Genomic DNA, 24,094 nt, shown 5'->3' on the forward strand with positions numbered 1-24,094 from the left:
CCTTCATGTCTCGTAAACGACAACCTTCATGTTTACTTATCTCCATCATCTGCCGAGATCGTGGAGCTTCCATTTCACCACCCCTTTCCGTTGACATCTGCAGCCGTATCTTTTATAATTAGTAAATTGCAGTCTATCTTGTAGTCAGGAACGAAAGAGGAATACAGAATGAGTATACTGGATTTAATATTATTGGCTGCCGGCTTATCGATGGATGCCTTTGCCGTATCTATCTGCAAAGGCTTATCCCTTCGCAATGTCAAATGGCATCATATGATGATCGTCGGTTTGTGGTTTGGTATTTTTCAGGCCTTAATGCCGTCCATCGGCTATGTTTTAGGCAGCTTGTTTATCGACTTAATCGACGCTTATGACCATTGGATTACTTTCATTCTCTTGAGCGCCATTGGTCTCAATATGATAAAAGAGTCGCGGGAGGCCAGCGGCAGCTGTAGTCCTTCCCTCAAGCCATATACGATGCTGATGCTGGCCATTGCGACCAGTATCGATGCCTTAGCCGTCGGCGTCACCTTCGCCTTCATGAACATACAATTGATCCCTTCCGTTACGATCATTGGGGTCACAACCTTTCTGTTCTCCGCCGTCGGCATAAAGGCCGGAGGTCTGTTTGGGAATCATTATAAGAGTAAGGCCGAGCTCGTCGGCGGGATCGTCCTCATTCTCATCGGGGTGAAGATTCTTCTCCAGGGACTGGGAATCATATAATGAAGGGTAATTTTTCGTATCGCTCCTAAAAAGACGCAGCAAACCTTATCGTTGCTGCGTCTTTTTCTCGTCCTTATTGTTAACCAAATCAATAAATAATAGATTGACAATAATAGTGTAACCTCGTATAATCATAACTATCGTGAACCAAATCACAAAATATTTTGGTTTACAATTATATAAAAAGGAGTGGTTTCATGTCTTCATCTGCCTTGTCTGCCCGCCGCTATACGACGCGGGACTTGGTTCTATTCGCATTGTTTACGGCATTAATCGCCATCGGAGCCTTCATCCGCATCCCGGTCCCCTTCTGTCCCTTTACATTGCAATTATTGTTCACTACCCTGGCCGGATCCATCTTAGGCGGCCGTCGCGGTGCCGCTTCCGTCGGAGTCTATGTCCTCTTAGGATTAGTCGGTTTGCCGGTCTTTACCTCTGGCGGCGGTCCATCCTATATTTTCCAGCCTACCTTCGGCTATCTCCTGGGATTCATCGGCGGCGCCGGCTTAACCGGTTATTTAGCTCACCAAAGTTCCCAACCGACATTAAAAGACCTGCTCATGGCCAATTTCGCCGGCCTGATCGTCATTTACACTGCCGGCATGGCCTACTTGACGATGATCAATAATCTCTATTTAGGCACGCCGATCAGTCTGTGGACCTTATTCATTTACTGTTTCTTATTGCCCATCCCCGGCGACATCTTTTTATGTATTGTCGCGGCCTTTCTGACCCGTCAAATACAGCGGAGCCTGCCGCGTTAGAAAGGAGTTCATTCACATGAGTAAAGGATTATTTATAACCGGGACCGGTACCGACATCGGCAAGACCTACGTAACGGCCCTCTTAGTCAAGACCCTGCGCCAACAAGGTCACGATGTCGGCTACTACAAGGCCGCTATCAGCGGAGCCCCGACTGTCGCCGACAGTGATGCTGGTTTCGTTAACAAGACCGCAGCCATAGGAGAAGATCCGGAACTACTCTTATCGTATCTCTACAGCCATGCCGTATCGCCGCATCTAGCCGCCCGCTGGGAAAAACGACCGATTGAAAAAGAAGTCGTCCTCCGTGACTGGCAAAAGGTAACGGCCCGTTACCCCTACGTCACTGTCGAAGGAAGTGGCGGCATCATCTGCCCCCTTCGCGACGATGAACAGACATTTTTCCAATTGGAAGACGTCATTCACTGGCTCCATCTGCCGTCCCTCATCGTCTGCCCAGCCGGCCTCGGCACGATTAACGGCGCCGTATTGACGGCCTTTTATATGAAAGAAAAGCAGCTCCCCGTTCAGGGCTTTATCGTCAACCACTATACAGGAAGCCTAATGGAAAAGGACAATCTCCGCATGATTGAAAAGTTAAGCCACAAACCGATCTTGGCCGTCGTCGCCGATAATGATGAAATCATTGACGCCGATACCAACCAATTGATTCAGTTATACCAGTGAGGAGGACATTTACATGAATTTACTCGAAGCCGATTTAAAATATATCTGGCACCCGGCTCAACAAATGAAAGATGCCGAAGTCTTCCCGCCAGTCGTCATCGATCACGGCAAGGGTTGTTATCTCTACGATACGAACGGCAAAGAATATATCGATATCATCAGTTCCTGGTGGTGCAATCTCCTAGGCCACTGTAATGAAGAAATAAACGAAGCCATCAAGGATCAACTTGATAAATTGGAGCACGTCATCTTTGCCAACTTTTCCCATCGCCCGGCCATCGAACTGTGTCAAACGCTGCAGCCCTTACTGCCAAAAGGCCTGACCCATTTCAATTTCACCGACAACGGCTCTTCGTCCGTCGAATGCGCCTTGAAAATGGCTTTCCAATACCAGTATCAGAAAGGGCACCCGAAACGGCAGCGCTTCATGTGCCTGTCCGAATCGTATCACGGCGAAACGATCGGCGCCTTGTCCGTCGGCAGCATGGACCTCTATGCTCAGATGTATAAACCGATGATGATGCACAACATCCACTTCGACGGTCTCGACTGCTACCGCTGTCCTTATGGCCGAACCCGTGAAAACTGTGACTGCGAATGCTTCATCGGTGCCGAAAAGGCCTTTGCCGCCTATGGCAAGGAAACGGCCGCCCTCATCGTCGAACCGATTCTCCAGGGTGCTGCCGGTATGCGGATCTATCCGCCGGAATATTTACGGCGCCTGCGTAAACTCTGTGACCAGTACGGCGTCCTCCTCATCGACGATGAAGTCGCCGCCGGCTTCGGCCGGACCGGAAAGATGTTTGCCATCGAGCACGCCGGCATCAGCCCGGACATCCTCTGCACCTCAAAAGGCCTCACCGGAGGTTATCTCCCCATGTCACTGACGATTACGACCGACGCCGTTTACCAGGCTTTTTATGGTGATTTCAACACCCATAAGGCCTTCGTTCACAGTCACACCTATGCCGGCAATCCCTTGGCCTGTCGGGCAGCCCTCGCCGTACTTTACATCATGAAGCGTGATGACATATTAAAAAAAGCTGCCGAGAAAAGCATCTACCTTCATGAAAAGCTAGATGCTGCTCTCGGCAGCCATCACAACGTCGGCGAAATTCGCCACATTGGCTTGATCAACGCGATTGAATTAGTTGAGGACAAAGAAAGTAAACGTCCTTTCAATGCAGAAAAACGAATCGGCTGGCACATTTTCCGTAAAGCCATGGATCTGGGATTGGTACTGCGCCCCATTGGCGACATCCTGTACTTCAATCCCCCTCTGACCATTGAAAAAGAAACCATGGACGAAGCCGTCCGTCGCTGTGCAGAGGCCGTCCACGCCGTACTGGGCGACGATTAAGCCGTCAGTGCTGCGTCTAAAGCGGCCTTTACGTGGGCTTTAATTTCATCGTAAGACTGACCGGGCTGCGCTTCATAGAGTTTTTCCGTGCCGATGAACATGGACGGTACGTAGTAGTAGGAATGGCCTTTTACAGCTTCCGGATTTTCCGTTTCTTCATACCAGTCAACGGTAACCTTACGGTATTCCGGATTTTCCTCAATCAGTTCGGCAAGGGCTTCTTTGGCACCTTTGCAGTACGGGCAGCTATGTAAGTAAAAAGCAGTAATATTTTTCAAGATAATCCGCTCCTTTCAGGGAAACAATCAATGGGCATGAGAATGATGAGATCCGTCATGGTGGTCATGGTGACCGCCTTCGTGGCCGTGGTGGCCGCAGGATGGATTGGGGTCGAATTCCAAGGTTCCTGCCAAAAGAGCCTTTACGGCCTCATCGGCACTTCCGGAGACACCGCCATACAGCTGAATGGAGGCCTTGGCCAAAGCTTGTCTGGCACCGTCTCCGATACCGCCGGCAATGACCGTATGGACGCCGAGAGACGTTAAAAAGGATGCCAAGGCACCGTGTCCCTGTCCCTCTGTATCGACGATATGAGCCTCGACAATACGGCCGTCTTCAACCTCATACAGTTTAAATTGCGATGAATGACCGAAATGCTGGTAAACATCACCATTTTCATAGGTAACAGCTATCCTCATAATATCAGATTCTCCTTAAATGCGCTATAACTTAACAAAGTTTTTATATTTTCATTTTCAACATATGTCATCAATCTTTTTCTAAGTATATGACATATGTCAGTATTTGTCAACAAAAACAAAAGGCTGTGAAGAAGGGATTCTCCCTTTCTTCACAGCCTTTTTACGTCAGCCGCGGGAAATGACGACGGTCGGAGTTTTATTGCCTTTTACAGAATACATATTATAGACGTAGTCCGGTGTTAAACTGCCATTCAAATGGAATAAGGAATAGGCGTCGGCCGCGTTTACATAGACGACGTCACTCTTTACATAACCGGGCGCAATCCCGTAGGGACTGGTCAAAATCCCCTGCTGAGGATTCCAGCGTAAATCCAGGTCGAGGGCGGTCGCAACGGCAACCGACGGTAAATAGATTTGCTCATCTTTACCAAGCGCTCGTTTCGCCAGTTTCGTTCCATTGACGACCAAGTCATAAGCTTTGGCAACGTAGGTCACATTGCCGTCAGAACGATTGATTTTATCTGAAATTTCTTTGAACTCGGCAAAGTCTTCTACGCCATAGCCGGCCAGGGCTTTCTTTACTTGGGCCACGCTGAGTGCCTGCCAACCATAGCCATCGGGATAGACATAGTACGATACGGCATGATCCGGACTGACATCGATGACCAGGCGATCATAATATACCGTGACCGGCGTTCCAATCGATACGTATTGATACAGATCCTCTACATCGGGCTCCTTCATGCGGATGCAGCCATTGGAAACGTAGCCGCCGATAGAACCGGGATTATTCGTCCCGTGGATGCCGTAATTACCATGAAACCCGATCCATCGATAGCCGATGGGGTTGTCCGGACCGGAGGCAATTTGGATACTCGTATCGTCCGGGTCGATCCAGGTCGGGTTCACTTCTTTATTTTGTACCTTATAAAAACCCGTCGGAGTCGGGGTCGACGTCCGGCCTACGCCGACGGGATACATTTTGATTTTGGTATCGCCTTCATAAAGGGTCAGGATGCGGCTGGCTATATTGACGCCGATCTTTTTCTCCGTCGATTTTTTCACAGCCTGTTCGGGCTTCGGTTGGGCTTCGGAAACAGTCTGGGTTGCCGCCTGCGGGGCAGACGTATCGTTGCTCTGCGGTGCAGCTGCCGGTTTTATTTCAACCTTAACCGCAAAAGGAGGCGGTGCCGTCTTAAGTTCCTCTGCATGTACCCAAGCCGCGCCTGTACTCAATGCCATGGCACAGGTCAAGGCCACCATTTTCTTCAGCAAAAAAATCCCTCACTTTCAGGTAAAACTAATTTACTTTCATTTACAGTTGTTTAATTACCATCGATTTCATCGTCCTTGCCGAATCCATTCAGGATCAGGTTGAGCAGGACGGCCGTAATGCTTCCCAAGGTAATCCCGCTGTGGAGAACGATATTGGCCCACGACGGGAAGCTGTGGAAGAAATTCGGCGCCGTCAGGGTAATCATGCTGACGCCGATGCTGACGGCAACGATCATCAGGTTATACGTGCCGTCAAATTCGACCTTACTCAAGGCCCGGATACCGCTAGCGATGACCATGCCAAACATGGCAACGCCGGCGCCGCCTAAGACGGCATTCGGGATGGAAGCTACGACGGCAGCCATCTTCGGGAAGAGTCCCAGCGCAATGAGGATGATACCAGAAGCAGCGACGACGAAGCGGCTCTTGACCCGGGTAACGGCAATCAAACCGACGTTTTGAGCAAAGGCCGTGTAGGGGAAGCTGTTTAAGATACCACCGATAACCGTCGATAAGCCGTCAGCCCGCAGGCAGCGGGACAGGCGGTCGCGTCCGATGGGCGTACCTACGATCGAACCGATAGCGATACAGTCGCCCGTCGTCTCTACCATGGTGACGATCATGACGACCATCATCGATAAGATGGAGCCGATGTCAAAGGTCGGAAGGCCAAAGGAAAAGGGCGTAACCAGGCCGAACCAGGAAGCGTTTCCCACTTCCGAAAAATCGGTCTGCCCTAAAGCCATGGCGATGATCGTGCCGCCAATGAGGCCTAACAAGACCGAGACATTGCTCAAAAAGCCTTTGCCGCCGCGATAAATGGCGATGATAATAACTAAAGTAATGAAAGCGAGGAATAAATTCATCGGCGAAGCAAAATCAGGGGCCTTGGGATTTCCGCCGCCCATCCAGTTTACCGCTACGGGCAGGAGGGTAATCCCGATAATCGTAATAATCGTCCCGGTAACGACCGGCGGGAAAAATCGAATGAAACGACTAAAGAACGGAGCAATCAAGAACGTAAACAAACCGGCTATGATGATCGCGCCATAAATAGCTGTGATGCCGTGTTCAGCCCCGATGAGGATCATCGGAGTTACCGAGGCAAAAGTAACGCCCTGGATCATAGGAATCTTGGCCCCGACTTTCCAAAAGCCCAGGGTCTGGATTAAGGTCGCAATGCCGCAGGAAAAAAGATCGGCATTGATAAGATGGACCAGCTCCATAGGCGATAAATGCAGGGCCTGGGCCACAATGATAGGCACAGCAACGGCCCCGGCGTACATCGCCAGGACATGCTGCAGCCCATAAGCAAATAGCTGCCCCGTCGGCAGCATTTCATCGACGGGATGAATTTGTCCGCTTCGGTTTTCGTTCATTTCTTAAGGGTCACCTCATGTTCAAAAAAAATCAGCACCATCGCGAACCGATCTTCCGTGGTCGTATTGGCAGTATGGTTATGAAAATAATAGCAATGACTTTATTATACCATCGCCGAAAAAAAAACAAAGCACGTCATTATATTTTACCTATTCTTTACACATTCTTTTCAGAATACTGATGTAACCTTTATATAATGTTTTTCATGTCTGTATAGGAGGAATAACTATGTTCAGTATCAGCAACAAACACGAAGAATTCTTCGATTATCTCGTAGCAAACGCCCAAAATTTCCATCGCGGTGCTGTCATTGCCAACGAAGTTATGCAAGACGTTTCCACGATTTCCCTTCATTTAAAAGAAATCGTAAAATTAGAACATGAGTCATCAAAAACCAACCAAGATATCATCTTCAAGTTATCCCGCGTTTTCATTACGCCCATCGACCGCGAAGATTTCTATAAATTAACCTGTCAGCTCGAAAACAGCATCGACTCCCTGCAGGGCGCTTTAATGCGTACCAGCATGTACCACGTTACCTCCGCTCCGGAAGCCGCCGTGGCCATGACCGAACAGCTCGTCCTCATGGGGGAAGAAATGAATAATATTTTTGAGCTCTTAAAGGACATTGACCGCAACCAAGCCAACCTCATGCGGCATGCCGAACGCTTAAACCGCCTGGAATCAGAAATCGACCATCTTTACCGCCAGGAAATTTCCCGCTTATTCAGCGGCGAAGAAAAGGACCTGCTCAATGTCATCCGCTGGAAAGACATCCTGGGGACGCTGGAAGAAGCATCAGACAACGTCGAAACCCTGGCAAATACTGTTAAAGAGGTGACCATGAAGTATGCTTGATACGTCGCTCATCATCATGGTCGTCATCTTGGCCCTCGTATTTGACTTTATCAACGGGTTCCACGATACGGCCAATGCCATTGCTACCTGCGTATCGACACGCGCCATCCGGCCCGGCGTCGCCATCGTCGGCACGGCCATCTTAAACTTCCTCGGCGCCATGATTTCCACCGGTGTCGCTAAGACTATCGGCGGCGACATCGTCGTTTCACCGACCTTGATCAATGAAATGATCATCATTGCCGGCCTCGTAGGCGCCATCGTCTGGAACCTCCTGACCTGGTGGGTCGGCATGCCGTCCAGCTCATCTCACGCTCTCATCGGCGGAATGATCGGTGCCATCCTCGTGTCTGCCGGCGCAGCAGCCCTCAACGGCTGGGGGATCATAAAAATCGTCTTGTCCCTCATCATCTCTCCGATTTCAGCTATCATTACAGGTTTCATCATCATGAAGATCATCTTCATGGTCTGCCATTCTTTTAAACCGGCCAAAGTAAACTTAGTTGCCAACCGGCTGCAAGTCGTATCCGCAGCCCTGATGGCCTTTTCTCACGGTTCCAATGACGCCCAGAAATCGATGGGTATCATCACCCTGGCCCTGGTTTCCGGCGGTTTCATCACCAGCCTGGAAGTACCGGACTTGGTAAAATTCCTCTGCGCCCTGGCCATGGCTTTGGGAACGAGTGTCGGCGGTTGGAAAATCATCCGCACCGTCGGCGGCAAAATCTTTAAAATGCACCCCGTTCACGGCTTTGCAGCTGATTTAAACTCGGCCGTCGTCATCTTTTCGGCAACCTTGCTGCACCTACCCGTATCGACGACACACGTCGTTTCCGGCTCCATCATGGGTGTCGGTTCGGCCCAGCGCGTCAAAGCCGTTCACTGGAGCGTTGCCCGTCAGATGGTCACGGCCTGGGTCATGACCATCCCCTGCACGGCTATCATGGGTGCCTTATCATACTTTATCCTGCAGCACCTGTTCTTCTAAACACGCTTATCGTCTTTATTTTATAACTTGAATCCGGTCTTTTACGTCCCGTTCGATTTTTTCCCGATGCGGGGCGGCATAAAGGCCGGGCATCCCACCCGTATGAAGTAAGATGACCTGGCGGCCCAATTTGATTTTCTTTTCTTTAATCATCGACAGGACGCCGGCAAACATCTTCCCCGTATAGCAGGGATCGAGCAAAATGCCTTCATGACGGGCCATGGTGTAAATGGCTTCCCGGATCCTCGGTTCTGGTTCATTGTAGCCTTTACCGATATAGCCGGTTTCGACATGGAAATCACCGTCAAAATTAAATCCGTATTCTTCCTTGGCCTGCGTAAAGTAGGCCTTTAATTTTTCCATATCAAAGGGCATGATGGCAATGCCGATCAGTTTTAAGTCCGATTCGATGGATTTTAAGCCGCAGTATAACCCGAGATAGGTCCCCATACTGCCGACGGGAACATAAACCGTCGCTCCGCTGATCTGCTGCTCCTTGGCCTGGGCATCGAGTTCACGAGCGCAGTCCATATAGCCGAGAAGCCCCGTCGTATCACTGCCGCCCATGGGAATGAAGTAAACTTGTTCACCTTTCTTTACTTCGTCTGCGATAACCTTCTTGGCCGCTTCTTCCAATTGAACATCCTTGTCGCGGCCATCGTCACGCTTCAAGACGACGCGAGCGCCAAAGATACCGTCCAGGAACAAGTTGCCGCTCAATTCAGCCTCCGGTTCTCCGACAGTGACAATGATGCAGTTCAGTCCGAACTTGGCCGCAATGGCCGCCGTCAGTCGTCCGTGATTGGTCTGAGGAGCGCCGACGGTGACGATGGTCGTCGCCTGCGCATTCAGAGCTTCGATCATCAAATATTCTAATTTGCGCAGCTTGTTGCCACCGCCGCCAAAGGGCGTTAAATCATCGCGTTTGATGTATATTTCTCGGAATAACTCCTGCGACAATCCAGATAAATACTGGAGAGGCGTCGGGGCTGTGTCTAATAGGGAAAGTTTTGGTTTTATCGGTTTCATTGGGGAATGTACCTCCTTTTGTTTTCTCCATCCTATCATATTTTAGAGGAGAAGAAAAGAAGACCGATTTACCAGGCGGCCACGGTACCATCGGCCCGAGGCTCCGTTCCGCCCATGAGAATGCCGGCCTCACTGCGCCAAATGATCTGCCCTCGGCCATAGGTCTGGATATCGCCTTTGACGACGACATCATGGCCTCGCAACCGCAGGCCGTACACGATGTCTTGAGGCATTTCCGGCTCGACTTCAATGATCTTACCGCCCATCCACTGCCAGCGCGGCGCATCGAGGGCAGCCTGAGGGTTGAGATGGTAGTCGATGGTATTCAAAAGGACTTGCAGTTGTCCCTGGGGCTGCATGAAGGCCCCCATGACGCCGAACGGTCCGACGGCCTTCCCATCTTTCGTCAAAAAGCCGGGAATGATGGTGTGATACGACTTTTTTCTCGGGCCCAGACAGTTATCGCTGGCCTTATCCATCGAAAAATTATGACCTCTGTCGTTAAGAGCGATGCCCCGTCCCGGAATGACGATGCCCGAGCCGAAACCGTTATAATTACTTTGAATGAAGGACACCATGTTTCCGTCACCGTCAGCCGTGCACAAGTAAACGGTACCGCCGGAGTTTACATCGATGGGTTCTGGCATCCGTGCCTGATCTCGAATGGCCCTTCGACGCCCTTCGGCATAGGATTCGGACAGCCAATCAGAAACAGACGTCTTCATGAATCGCGGATCGGCAATGTACTTTTTCCCGTCGACAAAGGCCAACTTCATGGCTTCAATCTGGCGATGAATCGATTCGACATCGTCCCGTTGTTTATCAAACGTAAAGCCCTTTACAATATTGAGCGCCATGAGGACGACTAAGCCGTGCCCGTTGGGTGGGATCTCCCAGACATCATAGCCGCGGTAAGCGGTGTGTATCGGATCGACCCATTGCGGGCGGTACTCCGATAAGTCCCCAGCACGAAGGAGGCCGCCAGTTTTCACGGACCAGTCAATGATAGCCTCAGCCAGTTCGCCTTCATAGAGAGACTGGCAATGACTGTCGCGCAGGAGCTCCAAAGAATTGGCAAGATCCGGTAAGGTCAGGATATCTCCCGCCATAGGAGCCTGGCCATGGGGAAAGAAAGTATCGAACAAGGGCTGGAAAAGAGGGTTATCCCGATATGCCTGAAAAACGTCGGCACTATAAGCCAACATGGCCGCCAAGTTAGGCATGACGACATAGCCCTCCCGGGCGTAGGAAATAGCCGGCTCAAACAACTCATTAAACGGAAGTTTACCAAAGCGGCGGTGCACTTCAGCCCAGGTGGCTGGAGCTCCGGGCACCATGACCGGATACCAACCGCGCAGCGGCATTTCTTTATACCCTTCGGATACCAACCGTTCCCGCGTCAAAGCAGCCGGAGACCAGCCACTGCCATTGATGCCATGAAGTTTCCCATCCATCCAAATGAGAGCAAAGGCATCACTTCCCAAACCATTACTAGTCGGTTCAAGAACAGTCAGACAAATGGCGGTAGCCAATGCCGCATCGACAGCATTTCCGCCATGTTTCAACATATCGAGACCGGCCTGGGCGGCCAGATGTTGGGACGTACATACCATGCCCCGCCTACTGTAAACGACTTCTCGGCGAGAGGCATAAGGGTAAACACTACCATCAATATTCATAGAACCTTGCTCCTTTTCTGAAAAATACTAAGTCGAAACTCGTCTAAAGAAAGAGTTCGACAAAATTCAGACAAATCCTTGTAGACACCTTCACGAACGGCTTTTTTCTCGTTATAATAGTAATTGCATCATCCATTTTGAGATGAATTTACAAGGTAAGGAGTAGAAGCAAGTTGAAACGGTGTATGTTAATCATCAACCCTACGGCAGGGCGTGAGAGAGCAAAATACCACAAAGAAAATTTAAGACGCCAGTTGGAGAACATGTTCGACGACGTGGAATTACGAGAAACAGAGAAGGCCGGCGACGCCACCCTATGGGCTAAAGAAGCAGCCCTCATCGGATTCGACGCCGTCTTTTCCATGGGCGGCGACGGGACCCTCAACGAAACGATAAATGGACTGGCCCAGGCCAATAAACCCATCGACTTCGGATTCATTCCACTGGGAACCATCAACGACCTGGCCCGGGCTTTAAACATCCCCTTGCACCCGGAAGTAGCCATCGATATGCTGCCCCGCTGCAAGACCGTCAAAGTCGACATTGCCAAGGCCAATGACCGCTACTTCATCAATACCATTGCCACGGGCATCATGCCTGAAGCCGTCGGCCACGTATCCATTGAGCAGAAGACGCGCCTCGGCCCTTTGGCATATTTTTTGACTGGCATCAAGGCCATGCAGGCCCATGAAACGTCTTTATTTAAAATCACGACGCCGGAAGGGTCCTCCATCTACCGGTCGCCCCTCATCGTCGCCATGCTGACCAACTCCGTCGGCAGTTTCCGCAATCTGGCCCCTCAGGCGCGAGTCGACGACGGAAAAATCTGGTTGGGCATCTTTAAAGATTTCAACTACTTAGACTTGCTCAAAGTCATTCCGGAGTTTTTATCCGGCCAACCGTTGACTTCAGAATTGATGACCTTAAAAGCATTGGAGGAAGTCCGCATTGAACTCGTCGGGGATCATCCCCTTTCGACCAATATGGACGGCGATTCGGGCCCTGCTTTCCCCCTCGATATCAAGGTTCTTCCGTCCTTCTTATCGGTCTATGTTCCGGAGTAAACAAGTATAAAAGGAGTTTACATGTTTTTAAAAGGCAATTTTCTTTATACCCCATCGCAAACAGAATTCATCATCCTTGAAAAGCAGTATATTCAAATCGAAGACGGCAAGGTCCTGGGATTTTTCCAAGATCTGCCGGCGAATACAGCCTCTTCTGACGTCGTCGATTACGGAGACGACATCATCATCCCAGCCTTCACCGACCTCCATATCCATGCGCCGCAATACATCAACCGCGGCCTTGGCTTCGATGAAGAGCTCCTGCCCTGGTTAGAAAACTACACCTTCCCGACGGAAGGGCGCTTTTCCGATACGGACTTTGCCACCCGCGTTTACCGGGTCTTCCTGTCGCGTTTAAAAGCCGAAGGCACCCTGTGTTTTTCGGCCTTCGCCACCATTCATAAAGATGCCACTTGGCAGCTCATGAAAATCGCTGAAGACATGGGCTTAAAAGGCTACGTCGGCAAAGTAAACATGGATCGAAACAGCCCGGACTATCTCTTAGAAGATACGGAACGGTCTCTGGCCGATACGGAAGAACTCGTCCTCCGCAGCCGCGAAGAATTGGATCGAATTCGCTTCATCGCGACGCCGCGCTTCGTCCCATCGACGACAGAAAAACTGATGACCGGTCTCGGCCGTCTCTGCGAAACATACGACCTTCCCGTCCAATCCCACTTGTCCGAAAACCGTCATGAAGTCGAATGGGTCCGAGAACTACACCCGAACCTTCCGTCGTATACAGCCGTTTACGATGCCTTTGGCCTCCTGCGGCCTCATAAGACCTTGATGGCCCATGCTATCTATCTGTCTGACGAAGAAAAACGTTTACTCAAAGAAAAAGACGTTTACCTGACCCACTGCGCCCAATCCAATGCCAATCTCACCAGCGGCATCATGCCCCTTCGCGAAAATCTAACCAAGGGCTTAACCTGTACCATCGCCAGTGACGTCGCCGCCGGCCATACGCCGGCCATGAACAAGCAAATCGCCTTGACCATCGAAATATCGAAGCTTTACTCCCTGAATCATCCGACAGAAAAAGCCCTCACCATCGGTGAAGGCTTGTATTTGGCCACCAAAGGCCCCGGACGTTTTTATGGGAACGTCGGCAGTTTCGAAAAGGGCTATGACTTCGACGCCTTAGTCATCCATATGGACGACTCCATTGAAGGGCTGGAACGGACGCCCTCTGAAAAGCTGCAGCAGTTCATATACGACGGCGACGACCGCAACATCATCGCCCGTTATGTAAACGGCAATAAAATTTAAGCGTAAAAAAAAGACTGTCGCTCAGCGACAGTCTTTTATATTATTCAGCCGTGTACGGCAAGAGTGCGATAGCACGTGCGCGTTTGATAGCAACAGTCAGTTTACGCTGATGTTTAGCGCAAACGCCGGAAATACGGCGCGGCAAGATTTTACCGCGTTCTGTTGTGAAACGGCGAAGCTTTGCAGTATCTTTGTAATCGATCAGTTCAGCATGATCAACGCAGAAGCTGCATACTTTTCTTCTCGGTTTTCTCGAGCGATCTCTTCTCATGTATAGTTTCCTCCTTCAAGAATTAGAAGGGGCGTGTCTGACCTTTTAGAATGGGATTTCTTCATCCGTGCTGGAGCCCATGCTGTCGAAGCCGGCGCCGGCAGCAGCCGGTTTCGGCTGCGATACATTGGCAGGCTGTGCCGGAGCAGCAGCTTGCTGATGATCGGATCCCATTGTCTGGGCAACAAAGTCGCAGACAACTTCCGTGCGATACCGTTTCTGACCATCCTGTCCGTCATAAGAACGAACAGAGATCCGGCCCTGAACGAATACACGGCTGCCTTTGGTCAAGTTATTGCCACAGTTTTCCGCCAAATTACCCCAAGCAACACAAGGAATAAAATCAGTTAATTCCCGCGGTTCTGAACTGCCGGTCGGAACATACGACCGCGTGCAGGCAACGGTAAACATAGCGACAGCCCGTCCGGTTTTCGTGAAACGGATTTCCGGGTCTCGAGCCAGATTCCCTAATAATTGTACTGAGTTCATACCTTTGCGCCTCCGGTTATTCGTCGATCTTGACGATCAAGTGTTTCAGAATAGTATCGTGGATCTTGATGACACGGTCGATTTCTTTGATGACTTCAGGTTCGCCTTCAAAGTTAATCAGAACGTAGTAGCCATCAGCCTGTTTCTTAACAGGGTATGCCAGATGGCGTTTCCCCCAACGATCTACCTTTTCGATACTGCAGCCGTTCTTGGTAAGAAGGTTCGATACCAATTCAACGATGGGATCTACTTCTGCTTCTTCGACCGGTCGTGCAATAAACATGACTTCGTACTTGTTCACGAAATCACCTCCTCTTTTGGACATATGACCCTTCCCGCAGAAGGGTTAGGAGCTTGACACAAATCAAGCTTTTTAATTATATCATAAGCCTCGTAGGAATGCAAGAAAAAAGACAGTCTTTCTGCCCTGGAATGCAGGAAAGACTGCCTTCATATGCCTTTATTTATTTAAAGTAGTTTACACCGGATGTGAAGATCGGCTGGAGCTTATTCCCATCGATATTCTTAAAGATATCGTCGGCGCTGAAGCGTTCCGTATGGGCCATCTTCCCGAGGACACGGCCATCGGGGCTGGTAATGCCTTCCACGGCCAGGATCGACTGGTTCGGGTTGTATTCGCTTTCATTCGAAGCCTTGCCGGAGAGGTCGACGTACTGCGTTGCAATCTGACCTTTGGCGGCGAGTTCTCGAATCTGTTCCGGCGTCGCAATAAAGCGGCCTTCGCCGTGAGAAATAGCGACGGTGTGGATGTCGCCGGCTTGGCAGCTGCTGAACCAGGGGCTCATGACCGAAACGACTTTGGTGTCGACCATGCGCGACAGATGACGGCCGATGGAGTTGTAAGTCAAGGTCGGGCTGTCAGCCTTCAACGGCTGAATCTTGCCGTAAGGCAGGAGGCCCAGCTTAATCAGAGCCTGGAACCCGTTGCAGATGCCGAGAGCTAAGCCGTCGCGCTGATACAAGAGGCTTTCGAGGGCTTCGGACAAAACGGGGTTGCGGAACAAGGTTGCAATGAATTTCCCGGAACCTTCCGGTTCGTCGCCGGCACTGAAGCCGCCGGGGAACATGATGATCTGCGCCTTAGCCATGCGTTTGGCCATTTCTTCAATCGATTCTGCCAAGTCCTTCGGCGTATTGTTGCGAAGGACCATGACGTCCGTCGTTGCACCGGCCCGTTCAAAGGCAGCAGCCGAGTCGTATTCGCAGTTCGTCCCCGGGCAAACAGGGATGAAGACGCGAGGAGCGCCAAAGCTTTCGCTACGGCGAGGACCATAGGTCGTAAACAAGGGCAGTTCGGCGTCGCCTTCTCCATCCTTATCTTTAATCGGGAAAATCTGATTCAGCGGTTTTTCCCAAGCATCCTGAAGGTCACTCAAAGCGATTTTTACGCCAGCAACGGAGATATTGGCCGCGTCGGCCGTCTTACCGACCAGGCTGACCTGATCGCGTTTAACCCATGCGGCAGCCGTTTCGCTGTCCGTTTCCACCAAGAGGGCGCCGTAACGGAGGTTAAACAGTTCCTGTACGGCAAAGTCTGCATCGATGTCAAAGCCGATACCGTTACCAAAGGCCATCTGAGCAACCGCAGCAGCGATACCGCCTTGGCCGACGGCATGCATGGCTTTGACCTTACCGTCGACGACAGCCTGATGGAGGAAATCGCAGTGTTGCTTAAAGGTATCGAAGTCCGGCATCCCTTCGCCGTCACGAGGCAGGTCGAAGAGGAGGACGGCATCGCCAGCCGTCTTAAATTCCGGCGAAACGATATGATCCGTGTGTTCCGGAGCAATGGCAAAGGAAACGAGGGTCGGCGGAACGGTAAGGTTTTCAAAGGTACCGCTCATGCTGTCTTTCCCGCCGATGGCAGCCACTTCCATGACCTGCTGGGCGACGAAGGCACCGAGGAGGGCACTGACTGGCTGGCCCCAGGCCGTTTCATTCTGGCCCAGGCTCTGGAAGAATTCCTGCATCGTAAGGTACACTTTTTTACGGTCACCGCCGAGGGCCACCAGTTTAGCAATGGACTGGATGACGGCATAGAGGGCACCGTGGAAGGGGCTCCAAATAGCCAGGTCCGGATCGTAGCCGTGAGTGAAAATGCTGGCCGTCGTCGTATTGCCGTGTTCTACGGGAATCTTCGCGACCATCCCTTCGACCGGAGTCTTCTGATATTTGCCACCAAAGGGCATGAGAACCGTGCGGGCCCCGATGGTGCTGTCGAAGCGTTCCGCAAGGCCTTGTTCCGAAGCGATGTTTAAGGTCCCCATCGTATCGAGCCAGGTCTTGGCAACGTCATTTACGGCCGCAGCCTTGAAGAAATCGGTATCTTCCGGTGCCGTGACCAGAGCCTTGCGACGCTGGGTGACGCCGTTCGCATCGAGGAAGGCTCGGGTGATATTGACGACGTTCTGGTCGCGCCAATGCATGACCAGTCGTTTGGTATCCGTAGCCACGGCAACGATCGTCGCTTCCAAATTTTCTTCGGCGGCGTAGTTCATGAATTTATCGACATTTTCCGGGGCAACGACGACAGCCATTCGTTCCTGAGATTCAGAAATGGCCAATTCCGTTCCGTCGAGGCCTTCGTATTTCTTAGGGACTTTGTCGAGGTTGATGTCGAGGCCGTCTGTCAATTCGCCGATAGCGACCGAGACGCCGCCGGCACCAAAGTCGTTGCAGCGCTTGATGAGGGTCGTAACTTCCTGACGGCGGAACATGCGCTGGATTTTTCGTTCCGTCAGGGCATTCCCCTTCTGGACTTCAGCCCCGCAGGTTTCCAGCGATTCAACGGTATGTTTCTTCGAAGAGCCCGTAGCACCGCCGCAGCCGTCGCGGCCGGTCTTGCCGCCGAGGAGGATGATGATATCGCCGGGAAGGGGTTCTTCACGAACGACATTCTGCCGCGGAGCAGCCCCGAGGACGGCACCGATTTCCATTCGCTTGGCGACGAATCCGGGATTATAGTATTCCTTGACTTCACCCGTTGCAAGGCCGATCTGGTTGCCATAGGAGCTGTAGCCTTTGGCTGCACCGGTCGTAAGCTTGCGCTGAGGCAGTTTACCAACGAGCGTATCTTGAACGACCTGACGCGGGTCGCCGGCACCGGTTACGCGCATGGCCTGGTATACATAAGAGCGGCCGCTCAAGGGGTCGCGAATACAACCGCCCAGGCAGGTAGCAGCGCCGCCGAACGGTTCGATTTCAGTCGGGTGGTTATGAGTTTCGTTTTTAAATAAGAGCAGCCATTCTTCTTCTACGCCATCGACATCGACGGGGATGATGATCGTGCAGGCATTGATTTCTTCCGATTCGTCGAGGTTGTCGAGTTTACCGGCAGCTTTCAATTCCTTGACGGCAATGGTTGCCATATCCATGAGGGTTTGAGGTTTCTTGCGGTTCAGGTTTTTCCGCGTCGTCTTATACGATTCATAAGCTCGCTGTATGGGAGCCGTAAAGGTTCCTTTTTCAAAAGAGACATCGGTCAGTTCAGTCATAAAGGTCGTGTGACGGCAGTGGTCCGACCAGTATGTATCGATGACCCGGATTTCGGTAATCGTCGGATTCCGTTTTTCTTCATCGCGGAAGTAAGTCTGAACGAATTTCAAATCATCGAAGCTCATAGCCAGGCCCATTTGCGACGAGAGGTCGGTCAAAGCCGCATCATCCATGGAAATAAAACCTTCTACCGTCGGGACGTCGGCCGGTTTTTCCCAAGCCAGTTCCAACGACGTGGCCGGTTCCAAAGAAGCTTCGCGGGCTTCCACCGGGTTGATGCAGTAATTCTTGATGGCCGTAATATCTGTACCCGACAAGTCACCGGACAGGACGATGACCTGAGCCGTCCGGACCAGGCTGTCATTTTTCATGGTCAGCATCTGCAGGCACTGCACGGCCGAATCGGCACGCTGGTCATATTGACCGGGCAGGTATTCGACGGCCAGCACCGTGTCCCCTTCACGGGTTGGCAATGTATCGTAAACGGCATCGACAGGCGGTTCCGAGAAAATCATATTTTTAGCCGCTTCAAAAGCCGCATCGTCGAGACCGGATACGTCGTAGCGGTGGAAAATGTGAATATCAGTTAACCCTTTTATCAACAGGTTTTCCTGTAAATCAGTGAGTAATCGCTTTGCCTCATCAGCAAAAATACCTTTCTTGGCAACATACAAACGTCGAATAGACTGCATGTCATAACCTCCCTCAAAGATAGATACTTATCAATAGACAACCTTAGTATACCCGTTTTAAAACCATAAGTAAACTTAGAATTTTGTTGACTTGTCTAGGGAATCGTATTAGACTAGTACTATTATAGTAGACAAGGTTGACCATTTCTCATCACCAGGGAGGACTCGGAAGTAATGGAAGAATTGAAACAGCGAATTTTACAAGACGGTCTGGTTATCGATAATCGCATCTTAAAGATCGACAGCTTTTTAAATCAGCAAATCGACACGGCGCTCATCACCCATGTCGGTCAGGAATTTGCCCGCCGTTTCAAGGACGTTCACATCGACCGCATCATCACCATTGAATCGTCAGGAATCGCCGTCGCTTATGCGGCATCCCTGGCCCTGAACAATTGCCCCGTCGTCTTTGCCCGCAAAAAAAAATCACTGCTCACCAAGGGTGAACAGTATACGGCCAAGATTTACTCTTATACGAAAGAAGAAGAGTACACGGCAACGATCTGCAAAGACTATCTCCACGCCGGGGAATCTGTTGTCATCATCGACGACTTTCTGGCCAGCGGTGCCGCCGCTGTCGGCCTTACGCAGATTGCCGCTCAGGCTGGCTGTACCGTTGAAGGCATCGGCATCGTCGTTGAAAAGACATTCCAGACCGGACGGGAAACCCTTGAAAAAGCCGGGTTCCGCGTCGAATCCTTAGCCAGAATTGCCCGTTTTGAAAACAACAAGCCCATCTTTGTCGAATAAGGAGACTTATCATGCGCGCTCAATTTTTTGACGGCTTCGATTTTGCCACGTTTAAACTCAGCATTGTCGCCATCGAAAAGGTCCATGAATTCTTCAATATCGAAGAATTCGGACTCCACCCCATCATGTATAACGAAGCATGCCTGCGCGGATATACAGCCGTTTTCGGATTTAACGATGAAAAAATGCTGACCCTCCATAAGTTATTGACCAACAACAACGGCATGGAACCCCCGGCCATTGACGGCGTCCTGCCGGAATCTTTTCACTCCCCGGCGGGCGACCTCAAATATGACCTCGAACACGTCATCGACTACAGCGGCTCCATTCTCATCGCCAACGGCTTCATCGACAAATACTTCGTCCCCTTCGGTTTCCAGCTTCCTCACGCCTTCCGCAAGATATACGAACTGACCTTTGATAAAGGCTTGTTCGTAAAAGTGCAGGACCGATCCCAGGAAGCGCAGGAACTTCGCATCGAATACGAAGAACCCTTGCCGCCTAAGAAAAAGATGCAGATGAAATGGGGCAAGTTGACTCGTAAGTCGGAAGAATATGGTTTCGACGACGAGACCATTGCCCAGTATATGGATCTCAGCTACGACACCAAGTATTTATTCGGCCGCTCCTAATGACCGCTCATATGGCTTCCGAAGTCGGGCCGTAGCATTTATAAATTTCACAGGCATCGACACAGCGGTTGCAGCGAAGGCACTTGGTCATATCGACACGAGGCCGTTCAATGCCGTCGGCACAGGTTTCCATGGCTAAGGCATCGTAAGGACAGATACTGATACAGCAGCCGCAGCCTTCACACTCTTTCCGATTGAAATAATCGGGCGATACCAATTCATCAATATGGGTCTTATTCATGGTCCATCCCCCTTCCATATATTCAGTCCTATTATACCAAATTATATTCCATAAAACCGTTGCAAAAACAACAATCCCCCAAAGGCACTCCGCATGACGGACTGTTTCTGGGGGATTTTTCATGCCTTGCTAACCGAACGGAATCGCCGCTGGCCGATAGAGTCACACCATCAACTAAACGAGGAGTAAACAACATTTACGCTAGATCATCTGGGTGCATTTTTCCGGCGTAAATACCATGACCCGGTTGGCAAAATCGCATTTATCGTGCATTTCTTCAAAGAGCGGACCCGAGGCCTGGAATTCAGCCGTGCCGATGAGGAGAAAGCCGGCTCCCATGCCTTTATAGCCCATAACGTCCGAGCTGCCCAGGGTAATTTCGACATAGGGATTTTCAGCGATATTGCGTTCCGTCTTGCGGAAACCGTAGCAGGGGATGAGCAGCTTTTCATCATCCGTTACGATGACGTATTTATTCCACGTATTTACGACATGAGCCTTGGCATCTTTCGAAGCCGTAGCAACGGCGACAATTCCATCGTGTTTCAAGCAATCATAAAATTTTTCTACGAACATAGCGGTAATCTCCTTTTTATTCAAACCAGTCTTGCAAGCTCTCTTGCATGTCTGTATACTAACAGAAAAAAGGATCCTCAAAAAGATTCAATTCACGTGTATTTTATGGATCCAATTTTTTTCTAAGGAGGTCATGATGTTACTGATCGATAAAGAGAGTTCCAAAAACCTTTATACGCAGCTGTATGAAGGCTTGAAGCAGCAAATCCTGTCCGGTGAACTCCCGACTGGCTTCATCCTGCCGGCGACGCGAAAAATGGCCCAGGAATACGAATTGTCCCGCAACACGGTCATCACGGCCTACCGACAACTAGAAGTCGAAGGCTACATCTACAGTACCCAAGGTTCCGGCTTCTACGTCGAATCCCTGCCGCCTCAGCCCTGCGAGCAGCAAGAGAACGAAAAAATAGAGCCGGCAAAAAAAGAAAGGGCCCCGCACTATGACTTCCGCTATGGCGGCATTGACCGCAATATCTATCGCAACCGGGCCTTTCGTCATTCCTTAAACAATGCCTTGGCTGACCGGGAAAACTGCAGCAGCCTGCTCTATGAAGCCCCTGAAGGATTACTCATCTTACGGCAGCAGCTCTGCCAATATCTGAAGCGGTTCCGCGGCGTTCGCTGCCACCCGGAACAAGTCATCATCACCAGCGGCCACCATCACTCCCTGAGTTTGATTGCCCAGTTCCTGCCGCCCCAAGAATACGAATTTGCTATGGAAAACCCCGGGTACCGCGGCACGCGTGATGTCTTTTCCCATCAGGGATACGCCATGCACTACATTCCCATTGGCCCCCAGGGAATCGAACTTTCTCCCTTAAGAAGGCTGCCGCCGTCCCTCATCAGCATTACGCCGTCCCACCAATTCCCCATGGGATCGGTCTTGCCCATTAAAAAGCGCCTGCAATTATTAGAGCTGGCAGCCATGGGCGGTCACTATATCCTCGAAGACGATTATGACAGTGAACTTCGCTATGAAGAACAGCCCATCCCGTCACTCCAATCCATCGATACCGCCGGCCGTACCTTTTATCTGGGCACCTTTTCTAAAACGACGGCTCCCGATATCCGCCTGGCATATATCGTCGTACCGCCAAATCTTTCTTTCCATTTCTCGGAAACCTATCCCTTCTACACCTCCCCCGTGTCATCACTGCTGCAGCTTACCCTGGCCGATTTTATGGAACGGGGCGAGTACGAAAAACAAGTAAACGCCCTGCGCAACGATTTCCGCAAAAAGCACGCCTTCATTCGCCAGTATCTGGAAGCTCACTTTCCCCAAACGGTCCGCATCTGCGGCGGAGGCGGCGGCATGCACTTCGTCCTCGAAATCGATACGGCCTGTACGGAAGAGGAAATCATAAACCGCTTCCGCCAAAACGAAGTCGGCGTTTACTCCTTAAAGCCGTACTGGGCCAATCCCGATGACAGCCCGCAGAACCAAGTTCTCATCGGATACGGCGCCATCCCGTTAAATCGCCTGCCTGTCAATGTAGAAGCCTTAGGCGAAACCTTAAACGATCTGGAAAACGCATAAAAACACCCGCCTCACCATTCACGGTAAGGCGGGTGCCTTTATTTTAAGTTTACATCAAATCATTATTTATCGAGCTTGCCTAAGGCTTTGGCTACGATACGAGTCAAGAGAGCCACCGTGTCGAGTTCGACCGATTCGTCGGCGCTGTGGATGTCATGCGTCGTCGGCCCGACGGAAATGATGTCGAGGTCCTGATTCATAGAGAACAGGTACCCCGTTTCAAGACCGCCATGCATGGCTTCGATGCGAGGATCCCGGCCGGCTTCTTCACGATATACGTCGGCAAACAAGGGGACCAGTTTACTCTTGGGATTTTCAGCCCAAGCCGGTTCCGGCGTAGCCAGATCAAGGGTGCAGCCCGTAAGTTCGGCAAAGACCGGCAGCGACAGGACAAATTCACGTAAACGGCCGTCAGACGATGCCCGCGGGAAGTACTGGATAGCGACGGTATCGGCTTCGGTCCGAATGGTACCGATATTGGCCGACAGATCCGGCAGTTTCGGCAAGGTCTGATTCATGGCAAAGACACCGCAGTGAAGGATGTTGAGCAGGTTTACGATAGCTTTGGTATCTTCTGCCGAGAATGTCTTTTCCGGTACGTCGGCGCCTTCGACAATGAACTGAGCCTTCGTTTCCACACTGCCATATACTTCAGCAATCTGAGCCTGTTCTTCCTGGACAGCCTGTTTAATGGCTGCTTCTGCTTTTTCATCAGCCGTTACGATGACAGCCGAGGCCTGAGACGGAATGGCATTGGCCGCAACGCCGCCGTCGATCGATGCCAGGGTATAAGCGACACCGGCCTGTGCAATTCGGCGCAGGGCTAAACTCAAAGCCTTAATGGCGTTGCTCTTACCGCGGTTGATCGTTTCTCCGGAATGGCCGCCGACGAAGTCTTTCGCTTCAATGGTAAACGCCTGTTTACCTGCCGGCTGCTGCCAATGGATGGGGCGATGGAAGTGGGTATGGACGCTGCCGGCCGAACCGACGCCGAGCATACCGATATCTTCGGAGTCGCAGTTGATGATATATTTTACGTCCTGAACGTGTTTCGGATCTAAATTCATCGCACCGGTCATGCCCGTTTCTTCATCGATGGTAAAGATGAGGCGCAGCGGTCCGTGCTGAATATCCTGCTGGATGAGGTACAGCGACAAGGCTACGGCAATGCCGTCATCGGCACCGAGGCTGGTACCGTCAGCGCGGAGGATATTTCCTTCGCGGACTAATTTGATTTCACTCGTCAAGGGGTCGAAGTCGACACCCGGTTTGGCGACGCAGACCATATCCATATGGCCCTGAAGGACCGTCCGCGGCCAAGATTCACAGCCCTTGGTGGCCGGAACATTGGCGACGATATTATAGACATCATCCTGAATGACATCGGTAACGCCCAATTCATGGAGACGGCTTACAATATAATCGCTGACGGCTTTTTCATGGTGAGACGGACGCGGATGCTTGGCCAGGCCTTTAAATTCCGCAATAATCCCTTCAATAATTTCATTATCATGCATAGTATAACGCTCCCTTCAAAGTGGTTTGCTACTTGTATAATCGCTTTTTATTATACCACGGCGGCTCTTTTCAAGCTACAATTCCATCATGT

General features: G+C 51.0%; 24 protein-coding genes. 11 read left to right on the plus strand and 13 right to left on the minus strand.

Annotation, left to right across the window (positions count from 1 at the left end; all coding sequences use genetic code 11):
- The first annotated feature begins 168 nt into the window (after window positions 1-168).
- From HMPREF3201_RS03320 to bioA, 4 genes are all read left to right on the plus strand, one after another.
- The gene (locus tag HMPREF3201_RS03320) at window positions 169-726 is read left to right on the plus strand and encodes a manganese efflux pump MntP (protein WP_062411732.1); all 558 of its coding nucleotides are present in this window, start codon (window positions 169-171) and stop codon (window positions 724-726) included.
- 197 nt (window positions 727-923) lie between these two features.
- Window positions 924-1,490 (plus strand): biotin transporter BioY, encoded by a 567-nt coding sequence (locus HMPREF3201_RS03325; RefSeq protein ID WP_062411733.1) that lies wholly within the window; start codon window positions 924-926, stop codon window positions 1,488-1,490.
- A 16-nt stretch (window positions 1,491-1,506) separates the two neighbouring features.
- The gene (gene bioD / locus HMPREF3201_RS03330) at window positions 1,507-2,175 is read left to right on the plus strand and encodes a dethiobiotin synthase (protein WP_062411734.1); all 669 of its coding nucleotides are present in this window, start codon (window positions 1,507-1,509) and stop codon (window positions 2,173-2,175) included.
- Between the two features lie 13 nt (window positions 2,176-2,188).
- On the plus strand, window positions 2,189-3,535 hold the full coding sequence (gene bioA, locus HMPREF3201_RS03335) for an adenosylmethionine--8-amino-7-oxononanoate transaminase (RefSeq protein WP_062411735.1): 1,347 nt from the start codon (window positions 2,189-2,191) through the stop codon (window positions 3,533-3,535).
- Here bioA and HMPREF3201_RS03340 read toward each other — a convergent pair.
- The 4 genes from HMPREF3201_RS03340 to HMPREF3201_RS03355 all read right to left on the minus strand — a co-directional run bounded on the left by HMPREF3201_RS03340 (window position 3,532) and on the right by HMPREF3201_RS03355 (window position 6,890).
- Window positions 3,532-3,813 (minus strand): glutaredoxin family protein, encoded by a 282-nt coding sequence (locus tag HMPREF3201_RS03340; protein WP_044503346.1) that lies wholly within the window; start codon window positions 3,811-3,813, stop codon window positions 3,532-3,534. The two genes, bioA and HMPREF3201_RS03340, sit on opposite strands and share 4 nt — an antisense overlap.
- A gap of 27 nt (window positions 3,814-3,840) precedes the next feature.
- Entirely contained in the window at window positions 3,841-4,233 is a 393-nt protein-coding gene (locus HMPREF3201_RS03345; protein ID WP_062411736.1) for a NifB/NifX family molybdenum-iron cluster-binding protein, read from the minus strand.
- Window positions 4,234-4,401: 168 nt separating this feature from the next.
- The gene (locus tag HMPREF3201_RS03350) at window positions 4,402-5,511 is read right to left on the minus strand and encodes a L,D-transpeptidase (protein WP_227163114.1); all 1,110 of its coding nucleotides are present in this window, start codon (window positions 5,509-5,511) and stop codon (window positions 4,402-4,404) included.
- 50 nt (window positions 5,512-5,561) lie between these two features.
- A complete protein-coding gene (locus tag HMPREF3201_RS03355) occupies window positions 5,562-6,890 on the minus strand; it encodes a nucleobase:cation symporter-2 family protein (RefSeq protein WP_062411737.1) in 1,329 nt (442 codons plus the stop codon).
- Window positions 6,891-7,119: 229 nt separating this feature from the next.
- On the opposite strand from HMPREF3201_RS03355, the gene HMPREF3201_RS03360 reads away from it, so the two are divergent.
- Window positions 7,120-7,749, plus strand: coding sequence for a DUF47 domain-containing protein (locus HMPREF3201_RS03360; protein WP_062411738.1), 630 nt, complete (start codon window positions 7,120-7,122; stop codon window positions 7,747-7,749).
- Entirely contained in the window at window positions 7,742-8,737 is a 996-nt protein-coding gene (locus tag HMPREF3201_RS03365; RefSeq protein ID WP_062411739.1) for an inorganic phosphate transporter, read from the plus strand. Before HMPREF3201_RS03360 ends, HMPREF3201_RS03365 begins: the two co-directional genes overlap by 8 nt.
- A 15-nt stretch (window positions 8,738-8,752) precedes the next feature.
- Here the strand turns inward: HMPREF3201_RS03365 and HMPREF3201_RS03370 are convergent, their stop codons facing one another.
- Window positions 8,753-9,766, minus strand: coding sequence for a 1-aminocyclopropane-1-carboxylate deaminase/D-cysteine desulfhydrase (locus HMPREF3201_RS03370; protein WP_154254043.1), 1,014 nt, complete (start codon window positions 9,764-9,766; stop codon window positions 8,753-8,755).
- A 68-nt stretch (window positions 9,767-9,834) separates the two neighbouring features.
- Window positions 9,835-11,445, minus strand: coding sequence for a gamma-glutamyltransferase family protein (locus HMPREF3201_RS03375; protein WP_062411740.1), 1,611 nt, complete (start codon window positions 11,443-11,445; stop codon window positions 9,835-9,837).
- A gap of 185 nt (window positions 11,446-11,630) precedes the next feature.
- On the opposite strand from HMPREF3201_RS03375, the gene HMPREF3201_RS03380 reads away from it, so the two are divergent.
- Complete coding sequence (locus tag HMPREF3201_RS03380) at window positions 11,631-12,509, plus strand: diacylglycerol/lipid kinase family protein (protein WP_082709384.1); 879 nt, start codon at window positions 11,631-11,633, stop codon at window positions 12,507-12,509.
- Window positions 12,510-12,530: 21 nt separating this feature from the next.
- A complete protein-coding gene (locus HMPREF3201_RS03385) occupies window positions 12,531-13,781 on the plus strand; it encodes an amidohydrolase family protein (protein ID WP_062411742.1) in 1,251 nt (416 codons plus the stop codon).
- A 40-nt stretch (window positions 13,782-13,821) separates the two neighbouring features.
- Here the strand turns inward: HMPREF3201_RS03385 and rpsR are convergent, their stop codons facing one another.
- From rpsR to HMPREF3201_RS03405, 4 genes are all read right to left on the minus strand, one after another.
- Window positions 13,822-14,052, minus strand: a complete 231-nt coding sequence (gene rpsR, locus HMPREF3201_RS03390) for a 30S ribosomal protein S18 (protein WP_044503354.1) — start codon at window positions 14,050-14,052, stop codon at window positions 13,822-13,824.
- Window positions 14,053-14,097: 45 nt separating this feature from the next.
- A complete protein-coding gene (locus tag HMPREF3201_RS03395) occupies window positions 14,098-14,541 on the minus strand; it encodes a single-stranded DNA-binding protein (protein ID WP_062411743.1) in 444 nt (147 codons plus the stop codon).
- Window positions 14,542-14,557: 16 nt separating this feature from the next.
- Entirely contained in the window at window positions 14,558-14,842 is a 285-nt protein-coding gene (gene rpsF / locus HMPREF3201_RS03400) for a 30S ribosomal protein S6 (RefSeq protein ID WP_044503356.1), read from the minus strand.
- Window positions 14,843-15,005: 163 nt separating this feature from the next.
- A complete protein-coding gene (locus tag HMPREF3201_RS03405; RefSeq protein ID WP_062411744.1) occupies window positions 15,006-18,749 on the minus strand; it encodes a phosphoribosylformylglycinamidine synthase in 3,744 nt (1,247 codons plus the stop codon).
- A 174-nt stretch (window positions 18,750-18,923) separates the two neighbouring features.
- On the opposite strand from HMPREF3201_RS03405, the gene HMPREF3201_RS03410 reads away from it, so the two are divergent.
- Both HMPREF3201_RS03410 and HMPREF3201_RS03415 read left to right on the plus strand, forming a co-directional pair.
- A complete protein-coding gene (locus HMPREF3201_RS03410) occupies window positions 18,924-19,499 on the plus strand; it encodes a xanthine phosphoribosyltransferase (protein WP_062411745.1) in 576 nt (191 codons plus the stop codon).
- An 11-nt stretch (window positions 19,500-19,510) separates the two neighbouring features.
- A complete protein-coding gene (locus HMPREF3201_RS03415) occupies window positions 19,511-20,131 on the plus strand; it encodes a hypothetical protein (RefSeq protein WP_062411746.1) in 621 nt (206 codons plus the stop codon).
- A 7-nt stretch (window positions 20,132-20,138) separates the two neighbouring features.
- Here HMPREF3201_RS03415 and HMPREF3201_RS03420 read toward each other — a convergent pair whose 3' ends face one another.
- The gene (locus HMPREF3201_RS03420; RefSeq protein WP_062411747.1) at window positions 20,139-20,372 is read right to left on the minus strand and encodes a 4Fe-4S binding protein; all 234 of its coding nucleotides are present in this window, start codon (window positions 20,370-20,372) and stop codon (window positions 20,139-20,141) included.
- Between the two features lie 201 nt (window positions 20,373-20,573).
- Window positions 20,574-20,948 carry a pyridoxamine 5'-phosphate oxidase family protein gene (locus tag HMPREF3201_RS03425; protein ID WP_062411748.1) on the minus strand — a complete coding sequence of 125 codons (375 nt, stop codon included), beginning with the start codon at window positions 20,946-20,948 and terminating at the stop codon, window positions 20,574-20,576.
- Window positions 20,949-21,081: 133 nt separating this feature from the next.
- Here HMPREF3201_RS03425 and HMPREF3201_RS03430 point away from each other — a divergent pair, with 133 nt between their 5' ends.
- Window positions 21,082-22,485 (plus strand): MocR-like pyridoxine biosynthesis transcription factor PdxR, encoded by a 1,404-nt coding sequence (locus tag HMPREF3201_RS03430; RefSeq protein ID WP_082709385.1) that lies wholly within the window; start codon window positions 21,082-21,084, stop codon window positions 22,483-22,485.
- 62 nt (window positions 22,486-22,547) lie between these two features.
- On the opposite strand, the gene pepD is transcribed toward HMPREF3201_RS03430, so the two are convergent.
- Entirely contained in the window at window positions 22,548-24,002 is a 1,455-nt protein-coding gene (pepD, locus tag HMPREF3201_RS03435) for a beta-Ala-His dipeptidase (RefSeq protein WP_062411750.1), read from the minus strand.
- Between the last annotated feature and the right edge of the window lie 92 nt (window positions 24,003-24,094).

The sequence above is a fragment of the Megasphaera sp. MJR8396C genome, from assembly GCF_001546855.1.
In the GTDB taxonomy this organism is placed as follows: Bacteria; Bacillota; Negativicutes; order Veillonellales; family Megasphaeraceae; genus Megasphaera.